Source organism: Dermacoccus sp. PE3 (assembly GCF_001021715.1).
Classification (GTDB): domain Bacteria; phylum Actinomycetota; class Actinomycetes; order Actinomycetales; family Dermatophilaceae; genus Dermacoccus; species Dermacoccus abyssi.
This window is the reverse complement of sequence record NZ_LDCM01000004.1, coordinates 160,204-177,465: the sequence shown is the minus strand read 5'-3', so window position 1 is coordinate 177,465 and position 17,262 is coordinate 160,204. Positions and strand designations below refer to the sequence as shown.

13 protein-coding genes are annotated in these 17,262 nt (G+C 68.6%); 6 read left to right on the top strand and 7 right to left on the bottom strand.

Features of this window, described 5'->3' with window-relative positions; all coding sequences use genetic code 11:
• Positions 1-54: 54 nt before the first annotated feature.
• A complete protein-coding gene (locus AA983_RS11195) occupies positions 55-984 on the bottom strand; it encodes an ornithine cyclodeaminase family protein (protein ID WP_047312357.1) in 930 nt (309 codons plus the stop codon).
• 92 nt (positions 985-1,076) lie between these two features.
• On the opposite strand from AA983_RS11195, the gene AA983_RS11190 reads away from it, so the two are divergent.
• The 6 genes from AA983_RS11190 to AA983_RS11165 all read left to right on the top strand — a co-directional run bounded on the left by AA983_RS11190 (position 1,077) and on the right by AA983_RS11165 (position 11,058).
• On the top strand, positions 1,077-1,592 hold the full coding sequence (locus AA983_RS11190; protein ID WP_047312356.1) for a hypothetical protein: 516 nt from the start codon (positions 1,077-1,079) through the stop codon (positions 1,590-1,592).
• Positions 1,593-1,596: 4 nt separating this feature from the next.
• Positions 1,597-4,317 carry an RNA helicase gene (locus tag AA983_RS11185; RefSeq protein WP_047312355.1) on the top strand — a complete coding sequence of 907 codons (2,721 nt, stop codon included), beginning with the start codon at positions 1,597-1,599 and terminating at the stop codon, positions 4,315-4,317.
• A gap of 148 nt (positions 4,318-4,465) precedes the next feature.
• On the top strand, positions 4,466-5,836 hold the full coding sequence (locus AA983_RS11180; RefSeq protein ID WP_047312354.1) for an amino acid permease: 1,371 nt from the start codon (positions 4,466-4,468) through the stop codon (positions 5,834-5,836).
• Positions 5,837-5,890: 54 nt separating this feature from the next.
• The gene (treY, locus tag AA983_RS11175) at positions 5,891-8,554 is read left to right on the top strand and encodes a malto-oligosyltrehalose synthase (protein WP_231579593.1); all 2,664 of its coding nucleotides are present in this window, start codon (positions 5,891-5,893) and stop codon (positions 8,552-8,554) included.
• Positions 8,554-10,401 (top strand): malto-oligosyltrehalose trehalohydrolase, encoded by a 1,848-nt coding sequence (treZ, locus tag AA983_RS11170; protein ID WP_231579592.1) that lies wholly within the window; start codon positions 8,554-8,556, stop codon positions 10,399-10,401. The genes treY and treZ overlap by 1 nt, the downstream gene beginning before the upstream one ends.
• 30 nt (positions 10,402-10,431) lie before the next feature.
• Positions 10,432-11,058: a hypothetical protein gene (locus tag AA983_RS11165; protein ID WP_047312353.1), complete on the top strand. Its 627-nt coding sequence runs from the start codon at positions 10,432-10,434 to the stop codon at positions 11,056-11,058.
• 332 nt (positions 11,059-11,390) lie between these two features.
• Here AA983_RS11165 and AA983_RS11160 read toward each other — a convergent pair whose 3' ends face one another.
• The 6 genes from AA983_RS11160 to AA983_RS11135 all read right to left on the bottom strand — a co-directional run bounded on the left by AA983_RS11160 (position 11,391) and on the right by AA983_RS11135 (position 17,251).
• Complete coding sequence (locus AA983_RS11160; protein ID WP_047312352.1) at positions 11,391-11,642, bottom strand: hypothetical protein; 252 nt, start codon at positions 11,640-11,642, stop codon at positions 11,391-11,393.
• A gap of 487 nt (positions 11,643-12,129) precedes the next feature.
• Positions 12,130-12,906, bottom strand: a complete 777-nt coding sequence (pstB, locus tag AA983_RS11155) for a phosphate ABC transporter ATP-binding protein PstB (protein ID WP_047312351.1) — start codon at positions 12,904-12,906, stop codon at positions 12,130-12,132.
• Between the two features lie 42 nt (positions 12,907-12,948).
• The gene (pstA, locus tag AA983_RS11150; RefSeq protein ID WP_047312350.1) at positions 12,949-13,854 is read right to left on the bottom strand and encodes a phosphate ABC transporter permease PstA; all 906 of its coding nucleotides are present in this window, start codon (positions 13,852-13,854) and stop codon (positions 12,949-12,951) included.
• A complete protein-coding gene (gene pstC / locus AA983_RS11145) occupies positions 13,851-14,882 on the bottom strand; it encodes a phosphate ABC transporter permease subunit PstC (protein WP_047312349.1) in 1,032 nt (343 codons plus the stop codon). The genes pstA and pstC overlap by 4 nt, the downstream gene beginning before the upstream one ends.
• A 137-nt stretch (positions 14,883-15,019) precedes the next feature.
• Complete coding sequence (pstS, locus tag AA983_RS11140; RefSeq protein WP_047312348.1) at positions 15,020-16,138, bottom strand: phosphate ABC transporter substrate-binding protein PstS; 1,119 nt, start codon at positions 16,136-16,138, stop codon at positions 15,020-15,022.
• Between the two features lie 180 nt (positions 16,139-16,318).
• On the bottom strand, positions 16,319-17,251 hold the full coding sequence (locus AA983_RS11135) for an NUDIX hydrolase (protein ID WP_231579591.1): 933 nt from the start codon (positions 17,249-17,251) through the stop codon (positions 16,319-16,321).
• Positions 17,252-17,262 lie beyond the last annotated feature (11 nt).

The following is a 17,262-nucleotide window of genomic DNA, read 5'->3' as shown; positions in this document are numbered from 1 at the left end:
GCTCCCCATGGTGGCGGATCGACCTGACGTTTCACTGCACGTCAGAAAGCGGGCTCAGCGCGTGGCGCGCTCCAGAACGACCTGGGCGACCGCGAGATCCTGCCACGGCATCCCGACCGTCTTGAAGACGAGCGGACGGCTCGGGTCGAGTTCCGCGTCGCCGCGCACGACGTCCTTCATGAGGAGCAGGTCGTCGCGCGAGAGATCGCCGTCGGCGATGGCGAGCACGACGTCGCCTGCCTCGCGCAGGGCGGTCTCCACGTCCTCGACGACGACCTGCGCGCGGGCCATGAGAGCGCCCGGCACCTCGCGAGCGTCGGGGGAGTGCGATCCCATGGCGATCACGACGACGTCGCTGCGCACGGCGTCGGCGGAGAAGAGCGGTTCCTCGGCAGGAGTGGCGCACACGACGACGTCGGCTCGGGTGAGAACGGCGTCCAACTCGGGGCTGCCGGCGGCGACGACCGAGCCACGTGAGATGACGTCGTCGCCCACGTTCTCGGGGGCGCGGCTGACGAAGGTGACGTCGGCGAACGGCTCGGAGACGACATCGGCGAGGGTGTCGACGTGCGACGTGCCCTGCGGGCCGGTGCCGAACACGACGAGACGCAGCGGGCCCTCGAAGCGCTCGAGCGCCGGGCGGATGCCGGCAACGGAGACGGCCGGGGTGCGCAGCGTCGTGAGGGCGGCGCCGTCGAGGACGGCGGTCGGCGCGAGGGTGTCGCCATCGAACATGAGGTAGCTGCCCTGGATGACGGGCAGGCCGCGTTCGGGGTTGTCGCGCCCGAGCGTCATCACCTTGATGCCGATGCCGGTGCCCACCTCCGACGGCATGAGGAGCAGCTGCCCCTTGTCGATCGGGTTGACGACGCGCGAGAGGTCGTCGGCCGGGTCGAAGCCCGCGACGAGCGCCGAACTGAGTGCGTTCACGGCGTCGGCCGGCGACATGACGGAGAAGATGCGGTCTGCGTCGAGGAAGAGCATGGGCGCTATTCCACCACGACCCGCTGAGGTCGCGCCGAACGCGAGATCCGCGCGGATTCGGCCTTGTCGGTGCCTTGTGATTGGCTGGAAACATGACGACGACATGGCGTGACGAGGCCTCTCCGCAGGCTCAGGCCGACCTCGACGAGCTGCTCTCCGCAGCCCTCGGCGCGGCGATGGAACACCTCGAGAAGAACGGCGAGTTCTACCCCTTCGCCATGTCGGTCGACGGCGAACCCACGGTCGACGCCGACGGCGAGCCCACCGCCGTGAGCAGCGGTGTGAAGGCGCCCAACGTCGACATCGTCTTCGCCGACCCGGCTGCGCTCGGCGAGCAGCCAGAGCCAGAGGCGGTGCTCGCCGAACTGCGCCGCCTGCTCAAGGTCCGCGCGGAGAACGAGAACCGCACGGTGGCGCAGCGCGCCACGGCCATCGTCCTGCAGGTCGTCGTGCCGCAGTTCGGTGACGCGGTGCGCGTCGACCTCGAGCACGCCGAGCAGATCCAGCTCATGGTGCTCGCGCCCGTGCTCTCGAAGGGCAAGGCCCGCAAGCGCACCTTCGACTTCGGCGAGCTGCGCCTGTTGCCCGGCCAGCGTCACATCTGGTGATCCGGTGAACGATTCTTCCGACGCCTCCGGCACCGCCGGCGAAGCGGTCACACCCGGCCACGAGGATTTCGCCGGAGACTTCGCGGCCCAGGCCGACGCGGCCGCCCGCGAAGCGAACCCGAAGGTCAAGACCCTCACCCAGCGTCTACCCAAGACACCGGACGCCGACCGCGTCTACGAGGCGTTCGGCGCTTGGGTGGGCGATCGCGGCCTGAGCCTCTACCCCCACCAGGAAGAGGCCATCATCGAGGTGCTCGACGGCAAGAACGTCATCCTCGCCACCCCCACAGGCTCAGGTAAGTCGATGGTCGCCACGGCTGCGCACTTCGCGGCGCTCGCCGACGACCGCGTCAGCTTCTACACCGCGCCCATCAAGGCGCTCGTGAGTGAGAAGTTCTTCGCGCTGTGTGAGATCTTCGGCGCCGAGCACGTCGGCATGCTCACCGGTGATGCGTCCGTGAACCCGGACGCTCCGATCATCTGCTGCACCGCCGAGATCCTCGCCAACATCGCGCTGCGCGAGGGCAAGACCGCCGACGTCGGGCTCGTCGTCATGGACGAGTTCCACTTCTACTCCGAGGGCGACCGCGGCTGGGCGTGGCAGGTGCCGCTGCTCGAGTTGCCGCAGGCGCAGTTCCTTCTCATGTCGGCAACGCTCGGCGACGTCACGCGGTTCGAGACGGACATGACGCGTCGCACGGGCCGCGAGTCGGTCACCGTCGCGGGCGCCGAACGTCCCGTTCCGCTCAGCTACTCCTGGTCGACGACGCCGCTCAACGAGACCATCGAGGAACTGCTCGAAACGCGTCAGGCGCCCGTCTACGTTGTGTTCTTCACGCAGGCCCAGGCTCTGGAGAACGCGCAGGCGCTCATGTCGCTCAAGGTCGCGAGCCGCGAGGATCGCGACAAGATCGCCGAGATGATCGGCGACTTCCGTTTCTCCTCGGGGTTCGGCAAGACCCTCAGCCGTCTCGTGCGCCACGGCATCGGCGTGCATCACGCCGGCATGCTGCCCAAGTACCGCCGTCTCGTCGAGACGCTCGCGCAGGCGGGCCTCCTCAAGGTGATCTGCGGCACCGACACGCTCGGTGTCGGCATCAACGTGCCCATCCGCACCGTCGTCCTTTCGGGCCTGACGAAGTTCGACGGCACCCGTCAGCGTGTGCTCAAGTCGCGCGAGTTCCACCAGATCGCAGGACGCGCCGGGCGCGCGGGCTTCGACACGAGCGGCTCGGTCGTCGTCCAGGCACCCGAGCACGTCATCGAGAACACGCGCAACCTCGCGAAGGCCGGCGACGACCCGAAGAAGCTCAAGAAGGTGCAGCGCAAGAAGCCGCCCGAGGGCTTCGTCAACTGGAGCGAGGAGACGTTCGACAAGATCGTCGCCAGCGAGCCCGAGCCGCTCGTGTCGCGCATGCGCGTCACGCACTCGATCCTGCTCAATCTCATTGCGCGCGAAGGTGACCCGTTCGTTGCCGTGCGCGACCTCGTGCGCGACAACCACGAGGACGCGAAGAAGCAGACCCGCCTGGCCAAGCAGGCCATCGGCCTCTACCGGGAGATGCTTGCTGCGGGCGTCGTGCGTCGCCTCGACGAGCCGCAGGCCGACGGACGCCAGGTCGATCTCACGGTGGACCTGCAGGACAACTTCGCGCTCAACCAGCCCCTCGCGCCGTTCGCGCTCGCGGTGCTCGACATGCTCGACCCCGACGAGGCAGCGCCTGCTCGCGGTGACGCCGAGCCGTCCGACGCTCCGGCGCGCACGACGCTCGCGCAGGACTACGCCGTCGACGTCGTGAGTGTCATCGAGTCGATCCTCGACGACCCGCGCCCGGTGCTCATGCAGCAGCAGTTCAAGGCGCGCGGCGCTGCCGTGGCCGAGATGAAGGCCGAAGGCATCGAGTACGAGGAGCGCATGGAGCGCCTCGAGAACGTCACGTGGCCGAAGCCGCTGGCCGACTTCCTCGAAGCCGCGTTCGAGACGTACGCGCAGACGCAGCCGATGGTCTCGATGTACGAGCTGTCGCCCAAGTCCGTCGTGCGTGAGATGTACGAGAACGCTTGGAGCTTCGGCGATCTCATCCGCTACTACGACCTCGCGCGCAGCGAGGGCGTCGTGCTGCGCTACCTCACCGACGCCTACCGCACGCTGCGTCAGACCGTGCCGGAGTCGAAGAAAAGCGAGGAACTGGCCGACCTCATCGAGTGGCTCGGCGAAGTCATCCGCCAGACCGACTCGAGCCTGCTCGACGAGTGGGAGGCGCTCACGCACCCGAGCGACGGGCCCGTCACGGCGGAGAAGACGCTCAAGCCGCGCCCGCTCACGGCGAACCCGCGCGCCATGAAGGTGGCCATCCGCAAGGCGATGTTCCGGCGCGTCGAGCTCGCCGCCAAGGACGACGTCGACGGACTTGCCGCCCTCGACAAGGCGGTCGCGGCGAGCACCGATCCCGCCACGGACATCGTCATGGACGCCGACGCGTGGGACGCCGACCTCGGCGCCTACTACGACGAGCACGACGAGATCGTTCTCGACGCCGACGCCCGCGGGCCCAAGATGCTGCGCATCACCGAGCACCCCGACAAGTGGGAGGTGCGCCAGGTCATCGTCGACCCCGACGGCGACAACGACTGGGGCATCGACGCGGAGGTCGATCTGGAGGCCTCGAACGAGGCCGGCGTGCCCCTCGTCGTCGTGCTGGGCCTCAACCGCCTCGACGGCTGAGGTTTCGACCCGCGCCGGCTCTCACCGGGGGTGACGCGGCACACCCGGTCACGTGACCAGCTGCCTCGAAACCCGGGCGTATCCTCGAACTTTGGCGACGAGCGGCTGCCATAGGCCCGCTCGCGCCCAGACGCGACGAGGAGATTCGATGACGCAGCCCGGCGGCTTGGCCCGCACGTTGAGCCACCGCACGATGCTCATGATCGGCCTCGGGTCGGCGCTGGGCACGGGGTTGTTCTTCGGATCCGGCGCGGCCATCGGTGTCGCGGGTCCTGCGGCCGTCGTCAGTTACGCCCTCGGCGCCCTGCTCATCGCCGTCATCGGCCTCGCCATGGCCGAAATGGCGACGGCGCGGCCCGAACCGGGCAGCTTCGGCGCGGCTGCCGGTCGCTACCTCGGCGAATGGGCCGGCTTCGTCTCGCGCTGGTGCTACTGGGCGGCCAGCGTCATCGCCCTCGGCGGTGAGGTGGTCGCCGCGGGCGCCTACCTCACGTACTGGTGGCCCGGCGTGCCGCTCGTCGTCTTCGTCGCGCTCGTCGGGCTGACGATCGTCGTCATCAACCTCCTGTCGGTCGGCTCCTTCGGCCGCGCCGAAGCGGCGTTCTCCACGCTCAAGGTGACGGCGCTCATCGCCTTCATCCTCATCGGTCTCGTGCTCGTCCTCTTCGGCGCCCCGGGGCGCGCGGCCACGGGCTGGGGCAACCTCACCGAGCACGGCGGCTTCCTGCCCAACGGGCTCGAGTCGATCTGGCTGTCGATGGCCATCGTGATGTTCGCCTTCGTCGGCGTCGAGGTCATCCCGATCGCCGCCGCCGAGGCCGAGAACCCGCGCCGCAGCGTCCGCACCGCGATGCGTGCCCTCGTCGCGCGCCTCGGCCTGTTCTACGTCGTCGCCGTGCTGCTCATCGTCACGCTCAACGCCTGGACGGCGGCCGCCTCGGCCAAGGGTCTCGAGGCCAGCCCGTTCGTGCGCGCTTTCGACGCCGTCGGCATCCCGGCGGCCGCGGGCGTGATGAACTTCGTCATCCTCGTCGCAGCTCTGTCGACCGGCAACGCGCAGCTCTACGGCGCGGGCCGCCTCGTCCACTCGCTCGCGGTCGACCGCCTCGCGCCGGCCTTCCTCGCTCGCACAAACATCAAGGGCGCACCCATCGTGGCGACGCTCGTCTCGGCGCTGGGGCTGCTCCTCGCCGTGTGGCTCGCCGAGACGGGTGTGGCCGACGCGTTCACGAAGCTCGTCTCCATCGCCACGTTCTCCGTGCTCATCACGTGGCTGCTCGCCCTCGCGAGCTACATCGTGTTCCGTCGGACGGGCGACGTGCACGGCAGCGTCCACCTGCCTGGCGGCGCGGCTGTCGCGGGGGTCGGCATCGCCGGGATCCTGGCCGTCATGGCCACTGCGTTCAAGGTGCCCGACATGCGTGACGCCGCCCTCGTCGGAGGCCTCTGGCTCGTCGTGTTGCTCGTGGGCTACGCCCTGACGCACGGGGTGCGGCGCACCAAGGTCACGATCAGCTGACGCCGGAGGGTGGGCGAACTCGATTTTCGCCCCGTTTGGTGGTGGGCTAAGGGCATGAGTGTGCCTGTGACGTCCACCTACCGGTTCCAACTGCACGCCGACTTCACCCTCGACGACGCTCGGGCCCAGCTGCCCTACCTCAAAAAGCTGGGCATCTCGCACGCCTACTGCTCGCCGATCCTCGCGGCGGTGCCCGGCTCGGTGCACGGCTATGACGTCCTCGACCACACGCGCGTCAACCCCGAGATCGGTGGGCGGGAGGCCTTCGTCGCCTTCGCCGACGCCGCACACGAGATGGGCCTGGGCGTCATCGTCGACGTCGTGCCCAACCACATGGCCTTCGTCGCGCCCGAGTCGGGCAACCGCCCGCTGTGGGCGCTGCTCAAGGGCGGCCAGGACGCCCCGACGGCGCACTGGTTCGATGTCGACTGGGCGGCCGGTGACGGCAAGCTCGGCGTCCCGATCCTCGGCAACTCGCTCGAGCAGGAGATCGCCGACGGCGCCATCACGCTCGACCGCAGCGGCGACGAGCCGGTCATCCGGTACTACGAGCACGACTTCCCCGTCGCGGCCGGCACCCTCGACGGCGTCTCAGAAAAACCGACGGGCGACGAACTGCGCTCCCTCCTCGACGCCCAGCACTACCGCCTGGCCTTCTGGCGCGAGCGCGACACGGTGCTCAACTACCGCCGCTTCTTCGAGGTGAACGAGCTCATCGCCGTGCGTGTCGAGGTGGCCGAGGTCTTCGACGCCACCCACGCGTTGCTGCTCGAGCTCCACCACGCCGGCCACATCGACGGTTTCCGCATCGACCACCCCGACGGCCTCGCCGACCCGCGCGGTTACCTCGCGCGCCTCGCGAAGGAGTGCCGCAAGGACACCCCGATCTGGGTCGAGAAGATCCTCGAGCCGGGGGAGGACCTGCCGAAGGACTGGGCGTGCGCGGGCACGACCGGTTACGACGCGATGGCGGCGATCACGGCAGCGCTCGTGGACGACGCGGCGGCGCCCGTTCTCGACGAGGTGTGGCAGCGAGCCCTCGCCGAGGGCGACGCCCACGACGTCCACGAGGCCGCGGCCGACGCGAAGCGCTTCGTCGTCGAGAACGGCCTGGTGGCGGAGGTCGAGCGGCTCACCCGCCGCGCGAGCGAGGTGCGCCCCGACCTCGAGCGCGCTCGTCTGCGCGCCGCCATCGTCGAACTGCTCGTCGCCGCGCCGGTGTACCGCGCCTACCTCGTGCCGGGTGAGCGTATGGACGCACGGGCGAAGGCCCACCTCGACGACGCCCTCGCGGCAGCGCGCGAGAGCCGTCCCGATCTCGTGACGGAGATCGACGCCCTCAAACCCATCGCGCTCGTGCGCCCGACGGCCGGAGCCGACGAGTTCGTCGACACCGAGAGCTCGTCGGCCGACTTCGCCGTCCGTCTCCAGCAGACGTGGGGCCCGGTCATGGCGAAGTCGATCGAGGACACGCTCTTCTACCGCTGGCACACGCTCACCGCGCTCAACGAGGTGGGTGGCGACCCTGCGGTGCTCACCGACGCGGGCCCGCACCGCCTCCACGCGTGGGCGCAGCACAACGCCAAGCAGTGGCCGCGCACGATGACGACGCTCTCGACGCACGACACGAAGCGCAGCGAGGACGTCCGAGCCGCACTGCTCGCCCTCGCCGGCGACACCGACGCGTGGCGCGAGTGCTCCGAGGCCGCCTTCGCGCTCGCCGACGCCGCGGGCGTCGACAGGGGGGCGGTTCACCTCGTGTGGCAGACGATCGCCGGGTTCTCCACGGCCTTCGGTGTCGACGACGACGGCTCGCACGACCTCGGCATCGACGCCCAGCGCCTCGACGACTACCTGACGAAGGCGCTGCGCGAGGCCAAGGTGTTCACCGCCTGGATCGACGGTGACGAGACGTACGAGGAGCAGGTGCTCGGCCTCGCCCGCCTCGTGCTCGACGCGCCGGCGAACGACAAGCAGGGCGAAGCTGCGGCGTCAGCGGATGCGAAGTCGACCCTCGCCGCCGATCTGCGCGAGCGCATCCTCGCCGCGCGTCGCGACAACGCCGAGGCCATCCGCCTCACCGGTGACTCGCAGAAGGTGCTCGAACTGTTCCTGCCGGGCGTGCCCGACACCTATCAGGGCAGCGAACGCCCGACGCTCAGCCTCGTCGACCCCGACAACCGTCGCAGCGTCGACTACGCCGAGCTCGAGCGCCGCCTCGACGTGCCGGGTTCGCGTCCGCGCCTCGTGGCGCAGTGCCTCGCGGCCGATGTGCACGACCCTGCGAACCCCGGCTCGACCTACAGGCCGCTCGAATCCCACAACGAGTTCGTCGTTGCCTTCGAGCGTGCGTTGCCGGCCGGCTCGGTCGCGCGCCGTCACCTCGCGGACGCGGGTCGACGCGTGTCCGACGCCGGACGCAGCGTCCAGCGTCTGGTGAACCGCGACAAGGGAGCCAAGGCGGACGCGACGGACCACGCCTTCGAACATGCCGAGCACGGCGCCCCGTTCGCCGTTGCGGTGGTCGGGGTGCGCGCGGCCTCGCGCGCCTTGCGCGACAACACGCTCGCCGACGCGGACGTGCCCCTCTCGGCGGGCACGTGGCGTCACGCCTTCAGCGGTCAGCGCGTCGTCGTCACGGACGGCCAAGCGCTGCGTCTGGGCGACCTCGAACCCCACGAGTTCGGGCACGTGCACGTGCTCGTGCAGGAGAAGTGATGACGATGACCACCTACGCATCGCCCGACTTCACCGGGTCGGCGCAGACCATCTCGGTCTGGGCGCCCAACGCCGAGCGCAGCGTCCACCTCGTGGCCGACGGCGTACGTTCCCTCATGCGCTCCGGTGACGACGGCTGGTGGCACTCGCGCGAGCCGCTCGCCGTCGGCAGCGAGTACGCGTTCAGCGTGGACGGCGGCGACCTGCGTCCCGATCCGCGCAGCCTGCTGCAGCCCGAGGGCGTGCACGGCCCGAGCCAGGTCGTCGACCTCGGTGAGTACGAGTGGAGCGACGCCGAGTGGCAGGGCCACCACACGCGCGCCGGCGGCAACGGTCTCGAGGGCGCTGTCTTCTACGAACTGCACATCGGCACGTTCACCGAGGAGGGCACGTTCGAGGCGGCGGCTGCTCGCCTCGACCACCTCGTCGACCTCGGCGTGACGCACGTCGAGATCCTGCCGGTGAATGCCGTTCCGGGCCGCTGGAACTGGGGTTACGACGGCGTCAACTGGTACGCCACGAGCAGCGCCTACGGCGGCCCGCAGGCGTTCCAGGCGTTCGTCGACGCGTGCCACGCCAAGGGCCTCGCCGTGTGCCTCGACGTCGTCTACAACCACCTCGGGCCGAACGGCAACTACCTGCCGGTCTTCATGCCGATCTACAACGAGGCCCGCCAGTCCCCGTGGGGCACGGCCATCAACCTCGACGGCCCGAACAGCGACGAGGTGCGTCGCTTCATCATCGAGAACGCGCTCATGTGGTTCGAGCGCTTCCACGTCGACGCCTTCCGCCTCGACGCCGTGCACGCGCTCGTCGACGAGTCGGCCGTGCACATCCTCGAGGAGATCATCGCCAACCTCGAAGCCGCAGCCGAGCGCCTCGGACGCCGCGTCGTCGTCGTGGCCGAGTCCGACCGCAACGACCCCGCCACTGTGACGCCGCGCCGGCGCGAGCCGGTGACCGGCGAAATCGCCGTGGCCGACGGTGGCTCCTCCGGCCTGGGCCTCACGGGCCAGTGGGCCGACGACATCCACCACGCCCTGCACGTGCTGCTCACGGGCGAGACCCAGGGCTACTACGAGGACTTCGCCGATCCGGAGGCGCTCGCAAAGGTCTTCACGACGCCGTTCTTCCACGACGGCACGTACTCCAGCTTCCGCGGGCGCCGTCACGGGCGCCCCGTGGACCCCGCGCAGACGCCCGGCTGGCGCTACGTCGCATCGCTGCAGACGCACGATCAGGTCGGTAACCGCGCCTCCGGCGATCGTTTGTCGCACCTGCTCTCCGTCGGTCGGTTGGCTTGTGGTGCAGCGCTTCTGCTGTCTTCGCCCTACACCCCCATGCTGTTCATGGGGGAGGAGTACGGCGCTCGCACGCCGTGGCAGTTCTTCACCGACCACGACGACCCCGAGATCGCCGCGGCGACGTCGCGCGGTCGCGCCGAGGAGTTCGCCGCGCACGGATGGGGCGACGAGGTGCCCGACCCGCAGGAGGAGTCGACGTTCACCAACTCGACCCTCGACTGGAGCGAACTCGACGACACCGAGGGGGAGTCTGCGCTCCTGCTCGACTGGTACCGCACCCTCATCCGCCTGCGCCGTGACGAGCAGGCGCTCGCCGCCGACGATCTCGGCACGACGCGGGTGGAGCGCCGCGGGAAGGGTTCGAGCAGCGTCGTCGTTGTCCACCGAGGCGACCTTCGTGTGGTCGTCAACCTCAGCGACGAGCCCGTCACCGAAGCGGGCGAGGTCGTCGCGGCCTGGCACACGGTCGACGTGCGTGAAGGCCGCGACGGTAGCGGCTCGAGCGTCGTCATCCCGACGGACTCGGTCGTGCTCCTGCGCTGAGACGCCGACCTGACGAAGGGAAACCCGCTCTTGGCTCGCGCCCACCACAAGCCGCTGTTCTTCACCGATCGTGACTTCCAGTCGTTCGCCGGCGCACCCGACCCGGCGGACGTGACGGCGGTGGCGCACGAGAGCGCGGCCGTGCTCGTGGGCGCGGGGCGCACCAACTCCGACCCCGAGGTGACGCGTCGACTCATCGCGCTCACCGACGAGATCGGCCTGTCGACGCTCGCGCAGCTGTGGTCGGGGCGTCCCGCAGTGTCCCTCCCGGGCGCGATGTGGCGCCTCTACACGCTGCGCGAGTGGGTGCGGCGGGCGTCGGTCGAGGCGTCGGCGGACTACACGGCCGGAATCCGGCACGCGCAGGTTTCGCACGCGGTCGCCGGTTCGGCCGACCCGTACGGCCCGAAGGAGATCGAGCACCTCGTCGACCGCATTCTCGAGGGCGCGTTCTCGGGTGACTTCGCCGTCGCGCTCGAGCGGGCTTCCGCGTTCTGCCGCGTCGTCGCGAGCGGACGGGCCGAGCGCGCGGAGCGTCACGACGGACACGACGATGCTCGAGCCGACGGTGAGGCGCGTAGCGCTGCGCTCCTCGGTGACACGGCTCGTGACCTGACGAAGTGCGCCGCCGCTTGGCGCATCGGATCGCTCGACTGATGTGGAGCGCCTGCTCGACGACGTTGGGCAGACTTTCCTGCGCTCGGGCAGTGTCTCCCTCGGCCCGACTGCAGGAAACCCTGCCCAGCGATGACGCCGGCGGTAGGGGCGGTCCCAAGGTCGTGGCACATGCCACCCGTTCGGGGAATGAAATCGCCGCACTCAGTCGTTAGGCTTGAACGTGCGCTGGGCCGCGGTAGCCCCGGGTCCCAAATTCAGCCGCCACGAGCGGCCACGTGCCGAGAGGCGCTCCCGGCCCAGCGCGCTTCACGTCGGAACGCTCACCTCGCTGCTGCGGGGTGAGCGTTTTCATGGGGACGGAACCATGGGCCTCAGTGCTCGAGCAGGTAGTGCTCGGCGGCGTCCCGACGCGCTTTCTCGCGGGCCCGTCGTCCCTTGCCGCGCCACTCGCAGACGTGACACACGCCGAAGCTGAAGTTGCCGTCGTCGATGATGCCGGGGGTGTCGGAGAACACGATCTCGTCGGGGGTCGGCTCGGCCCCTCGCTCGATGACCTGCTTCTTGCGTCGCTTGAGGATCTTCTTGCGCGACGTTCCCCCGAGCGCGATTGCTTCATTCGCCACGCCCCCAAGTGTGCATGACGTCGTGGTGAACGGCAGGCGAAGAGGCCCCGGATATCCGTGTAATGATCATCACGCTTGTGGACGTTTGTTCAACTAGGTTGCTTCACCGGTTGGGGTCAGACGCGGGTACGGCTGCAGGCGGACGCTGTTCGAGAAGAACGAAGGCCCTCCGACACGCGCAGTGTCGGAGGGCCTTGCCGAAACCAGAGGTAGTGAACCTCGCTCAGCGATTCTTTCTTGGCTGAGCTCGGTGCGGCGCTCCGGTCCGGTGCTCGCTACGCTGCGCTCCGATCCTCACGCCGCTTCGATGCGCGTCTCCGTACGCCCGGAGCCCGGGGCACCATCCTCGCTTCGCTGCGGTGGTACCCCGGGCTCCGTTCTTCGTCGACACGACCTTCGCTCAGCCGATTCCTTCTTGGCTGAGCTCGGTGCGGCGCTCCGGTCCGGTGCTCGCTACGCTGCGCTCCGATCCTCACGCCGCATTCGCTCAGCCAAAGCGGCCCGAGATGTAGTCCTCCGTCGCCCGCTGGTCCGGGTTCGAGAACATCTTCTGCGTGTCGTTCATCTCGACGAGCATGCCCGGCTTGCCGGTCGCCTCGAGGTTGAAGAACGCGGTGCGGTCGGCCACACGAGCGGCCTGCTGCATGTTGTGCGTGACGATGACGATGGTGTACTCGCTCTTGAGCTCGTTCATCAGATCCTCGATGGCGAGGGTCGAGATGGGGTCGAGCGCCGAGCACGGCTCGTCCATGAGGAGAACGTCGGGGGAGACGGCGATCGCGCGGGCGATGCACAGGCGCTGCTGCTGACCACCCGAAAGACCTGCGCCCGGCTTGTCGAGACGGTCCTTCACCTCGTTCCAGAGGTTGGCGCCGCGCAGCGACTCCTCCATCTTCTCGGCGAGCACCTTCTTGTCCTTCACGCCGTTGAGGCGCAGCCCCGCGACGACGTTGTCACCGATGGACATCGTCGGGAACGGGTTGGGGCGCTGGAAGACCATGCCGACGGTACGGCGCACGGCCACCGGGTCGACACCGGGGCCGTAGAGGTCCTCGTTGTCGAGGAGCACCTTGCCCTCCACGCGCCCGCCCGGGATGACCTCGTGCATGCGGTTGAGGGTGCGCAGGAAGGTCGACTTGCCGCAGCCGGACGGGCCGATGAAGGCCGTGACCGAACGGGGCTCGATGGTCATGGACGCGTCCTTGACGGCGAGGAAGTCGCCATAGAAGACGTTGAGATTCTGAACGTCGATCCGCTTGCTCATGTGACTCAGTTTCCTTCGAAGTCGTATCCGTCGATGCGGATGTCAGTTCTTGACCTTGCTCAGGCGGCCCACGAGGCGGCCCAGCAGGTTGAGGATGAGAACGAGGAGGATGAGGGTGCACGCGGCAGCCCAGACGCGCTCGTTGGTTGCCGGAACGGACATGTTGTCGCGACCCTCGTTGATCATCGTCGGCAGCGTTGCCATGAGACCGTCGAAGAGATTCGGCGACAGACCGCGGAAGTAGGGGCCGAGGACGAGGAGTGGCGCGGTCTCACCCATGACGCGGGCAAGGCCCAGCAGGACACCGGTGACGATGCCGGAGAAAGCCGTCGGAAGAACGACCTTCATGATCGTCTTCCACTTCGGCACACCGAGCGCGTACGACGCCTCGCGCAGCTCGTTCGGCACGAGCTTGAGCATCTCCTCCGTCGAGCGCACGACCACGGGGACCATGAGCAGGACGAGCGCGAGACACACCGCGAACGGAATGCGGGTGAACCCGAACGTCGTCACCCACAGCGCGTAGATGAACAGCGCGGCCACGATCGAGGGGATACCGGTGAGGATGTCCACCATGAAACTGACGGCCTTCGCGAGGCGGCCGCGGCCGTACTCGACGAGGTAGACGGCCGTGAGAACACCGATCGGAACGGCGATGAGGGCCGTGACGAAGGCCTGGATGAGCGTGCCCTGGATGGCGTGAGCCGCTCCGCCGGCCTGTTCGCGTCGGCCGACGCCGCGCTGGCTCTCGGTCCACCAGCCCGCGTCGAGCAGCAGGCGGCCGCCCTTGGAGATGACGGTCCACATGATCCACACGAGCGGGACGAGCGCGATGAGGAACGCCGCCCACATCACGACCCTGGCGATGGCGTTCTTCGTTGCGCGGCCACCGGACTGACCCTTCTTGCCCAGGCTCCCGGAGGCCTGGTCCACAACTGCCGTGCTCATTCGGAGAAGGCCTTCCTGCGTTCGATGACGATGCGGGCGAGCGAGTTGACGACGAACGTCAGGATGAACAGCACGAGACCGGCGGCGATGTAGGCGCCGGTCTTCGTCGGGTTGTCGAACTCGCCGGCGTTGTTGGCGATCTTCGAGGCGAAGGTCTCACCGCCGGTGAACAGCGACCAGTTCCAGTCCGCATTCGGAGCCAGAGCCGACACGATCATCATGACGGCCACGGTCTCGCCGAGCGCGCGGCCGAGACCGAGCATCGACGCGGAGATGATGCCGGGCTTGCCGAAGGGGAGCACCGCGGTGCGGATGACCTCCCACTTCGTGGCGCCCAGAGCCGTCGCGGCGTCCTTGTGCGCCTGCGGCGTCTGCGCGAAGACCTCGCGCGAGAGGGCCGTGATGATCGGCAGGATCATGATGGCGAGGATCACGCTGACGAAGAAGATCGTGCTGCCCGCGCTGGTCTGCGTCTCGCTGAAGAGCGGGAACCAGCCGAGAACGGAGGTGATCACGTCCTGGACCGGCTGGAAGAGCGGGCCGACCGTGAACAGACCCCAGAGGCCGTACACGATCGAGGGGACGGCGGCGAGCAGGTCGATCAAGGCCGCGCCGGGCTTGGCGAGCCAGGAGGGGGCGTACTGCGTGAGGAACAGCGCGATGCACACCGCGAACGGCACGGCGATGGCCATGGCCACCAGCGAGGTCGCGACGGTGACCCACAGCAGACGTGCGATACCGAAGTGCAGCGGCGAGGAGTCGACGTCCCAGTCCTGCGAGAGCAGGAAGTTCGAGTCGTTGTCCGCCAGCGCCGGAATCGCCTGGATGACGAGGAAGGCGCCGACGAGGGTGACGAGGGCGACGACGAGGATTCCCGCGCCGGAGGCGAGGGCGGAGAAGATCTTGTCGCCGAGGCGCCCCGTCGAGGCGCCGTCGCCGGCGGGCGTGCGGTCTTCGGGCCCGCCCTCTTGCAGGTCGTCGTCAGGGCCGGGCGTGTCGGCCGCCGAGACGCCGGTGATTGAACTCATGAGCTTTCCTGCCCCTTTGCTCGTTCTGGTCGATGGATCGAAGAGGACACCCACATCGGCAGTCGATCCGTTTCCCCGGACGTGCCGCAAGGTGCTCGGGGCGAGTTCGCCCCGAGCACCCCGTCAGGCGTCGAGCATCACTTGATGGCGTTGACGGCCGTCTTGACCTTCTCCTGGACGGAGGTCGGCAGCGGGGCGTAACCCTGCTCCTCGAGGCCCTTCTGCACGTCCTCGCTCGCGAAGTGGTTGAGGAACGCCTTGACCGACTTGCCCTTCTCGGCGTCCGAGTACTTCGAGCAGACGACTTCGTACGTGACGAGGACGATCGGGTAAGCGCCCTTCTCCTTCGTCGTGTAGTCGAGCTTGAGGCGCAGGTCGTTGCCCTTGCCGTCGATCTTGGCTGCCTCGACGGCCTTGCCGGCCGACTCACCCGTGAGCTCGACGGCGCCGGCGCCGTTGTCGATCTTGGCGACCTGGAGGCCGTTGTCCTGCGCAGCCGACCACTCGGCGTAGGTGATGCCACCGTCGGTGGACTTCACGGCGGAGGCGACGCCGGCCGTCTTGGCCTTGCCCTCACCCTTGCCGGTCCACTTCTTGGCCGGCTCGGCCGTCCACTTGTCCTTCGCGGCGCCGTTCAGGTACTTCGTGAAGTTCTCCGTCGTGCCCGACTCGTCCGAGCGGAAGAAGACCTTGATGTCCTTGGCCGGCAGCGTGACGCCGGAGTTGATCTTGGCGATCGCCGGGTCGTTCCACTTCGTGATCTTGCCGTTGAAGATGTCGGCGAGGACGGCGGGCGTCAGGGTGATCGGGTCCTTGACGTCCTTGAGGTTGTAGGACACCGCGATCGGGCCCGTCACCATCGGGATGTTCCAGGCATCGGAAGCGCAAGCCTTCTTGGCCTCGTCGACCTCGATCTTGCCGTCCTTCGGCTTCGTCTTGAGCGCGGAGTCGGAGCCGGCGAAGTCGACCTGCTTGGCGATGAACTGCTTGATGCCGTTACCGGAACCGGTGCCGTTGTACGTGACGGTGGCGTCGGAGCAGTTCTCACCGTAGGAGTTGATGGCTTCCTGAATGGCGTTGTCCTGGGCGGTTGAACCCTCGGCCTTGAGGGCCTTCGTTCCGCACTCGCTCGAGGAGCCGCCGCCGGACTTGGAGGACGAGTTGTCGGAACCGGACGTCTCGCTGCCACAGGCGCTCAGGGCGAGGGCGCTCGCGAGCGCGACACTGGAGATGCGGGCAATGCTCGTGATCTTCACGGTGGGTGTACCTCTCGAAAACTGGATTCCGGGCATGCGCCTGGACGTGATGGAACATAGGCGTCGAGAGTGACCGGATGGCCCTGCTTCGGTGAACGGAGCGTGAACGTGACGCCGCCCGAATGAGATGTGCATCACATCCGTTTCCGACCGGCGGTTGGCCGCGTCGGTGAGGGCGCGTCAGCGTTCGAGCACAGGCGTGCGCAACCGCTCGACCGAGATCACCTGAGCGTTCGCTCCCGAGCCCAGCATCTGACACACGAGAACCTCGCCCTTGTCCATGCCGTTGGCCTTGATGCGACCGAGCAGGCGACGGGCCGGAGATCCCTTCGGAGCGTGCTCGGACAGCCTTGCGACGAGCGCCGGCAGGAGTGGGCGGTGGGTGCACAACGCGACCGGTAGACCGCGTTCGAACGCCTTGACGAGCTGTCGCCCGGCCTTGGCGGGGGAGACCTCGAAGGTCTCCTCGGACAACGCGGCCTTCGTGCGAAGCGGCGTGCCCGTGGCGTTCGTGAACGGCTTGACCGTCTGGACGCAGCGGGCCGACGACGACGAGACGACGCGCTCGGGCGTCCACGCACCGAGCACCGGCACGAGGGCCTTCGCGCGCTGCTTGCCGCGGTCGCTCAGGGGACGTCGAGCGTCGTCGGAACCGCGGTAGGCAGAGCGGGCTTGAGCGTGAGAATGACGGACGAGCAGCAACGGCCACGTCTCGAGGCGCCCGGTGAGCTCCGCTTCGACGAGCGCGTCGAGTGGCAGGTGATCCCGCGAGTAGCTCAGCTTGCGCCGGGCATTCTCAACGGTGAGCCAGCGGACCTCGTCGACCTCGTGGTCGAGCGCGCCACTGCCGCCGACGACCTCGGCCGCCCAGTAGCGCACCACCTTGGTGCTGCCGTTGGCGAGGCCGTAGACGAGTTCGGGCAGCGGAATGCCGAGACGGACGGCCAGACCCGTCTCCTCGAGCACCTCGCGCACAGCCGCCTCGGCGAACGTCTCGCCGGGGTCGAGTTTGCCCTTTGGCCAGGACCAGTCGTCGTAGCGGGCGCGGTGGACGAGCGCCACCTCGAGGCGTCCCTGACGGCGGCGCCACACGAGCGCGCCAGCGGCGGCCACGACCGAAGTGT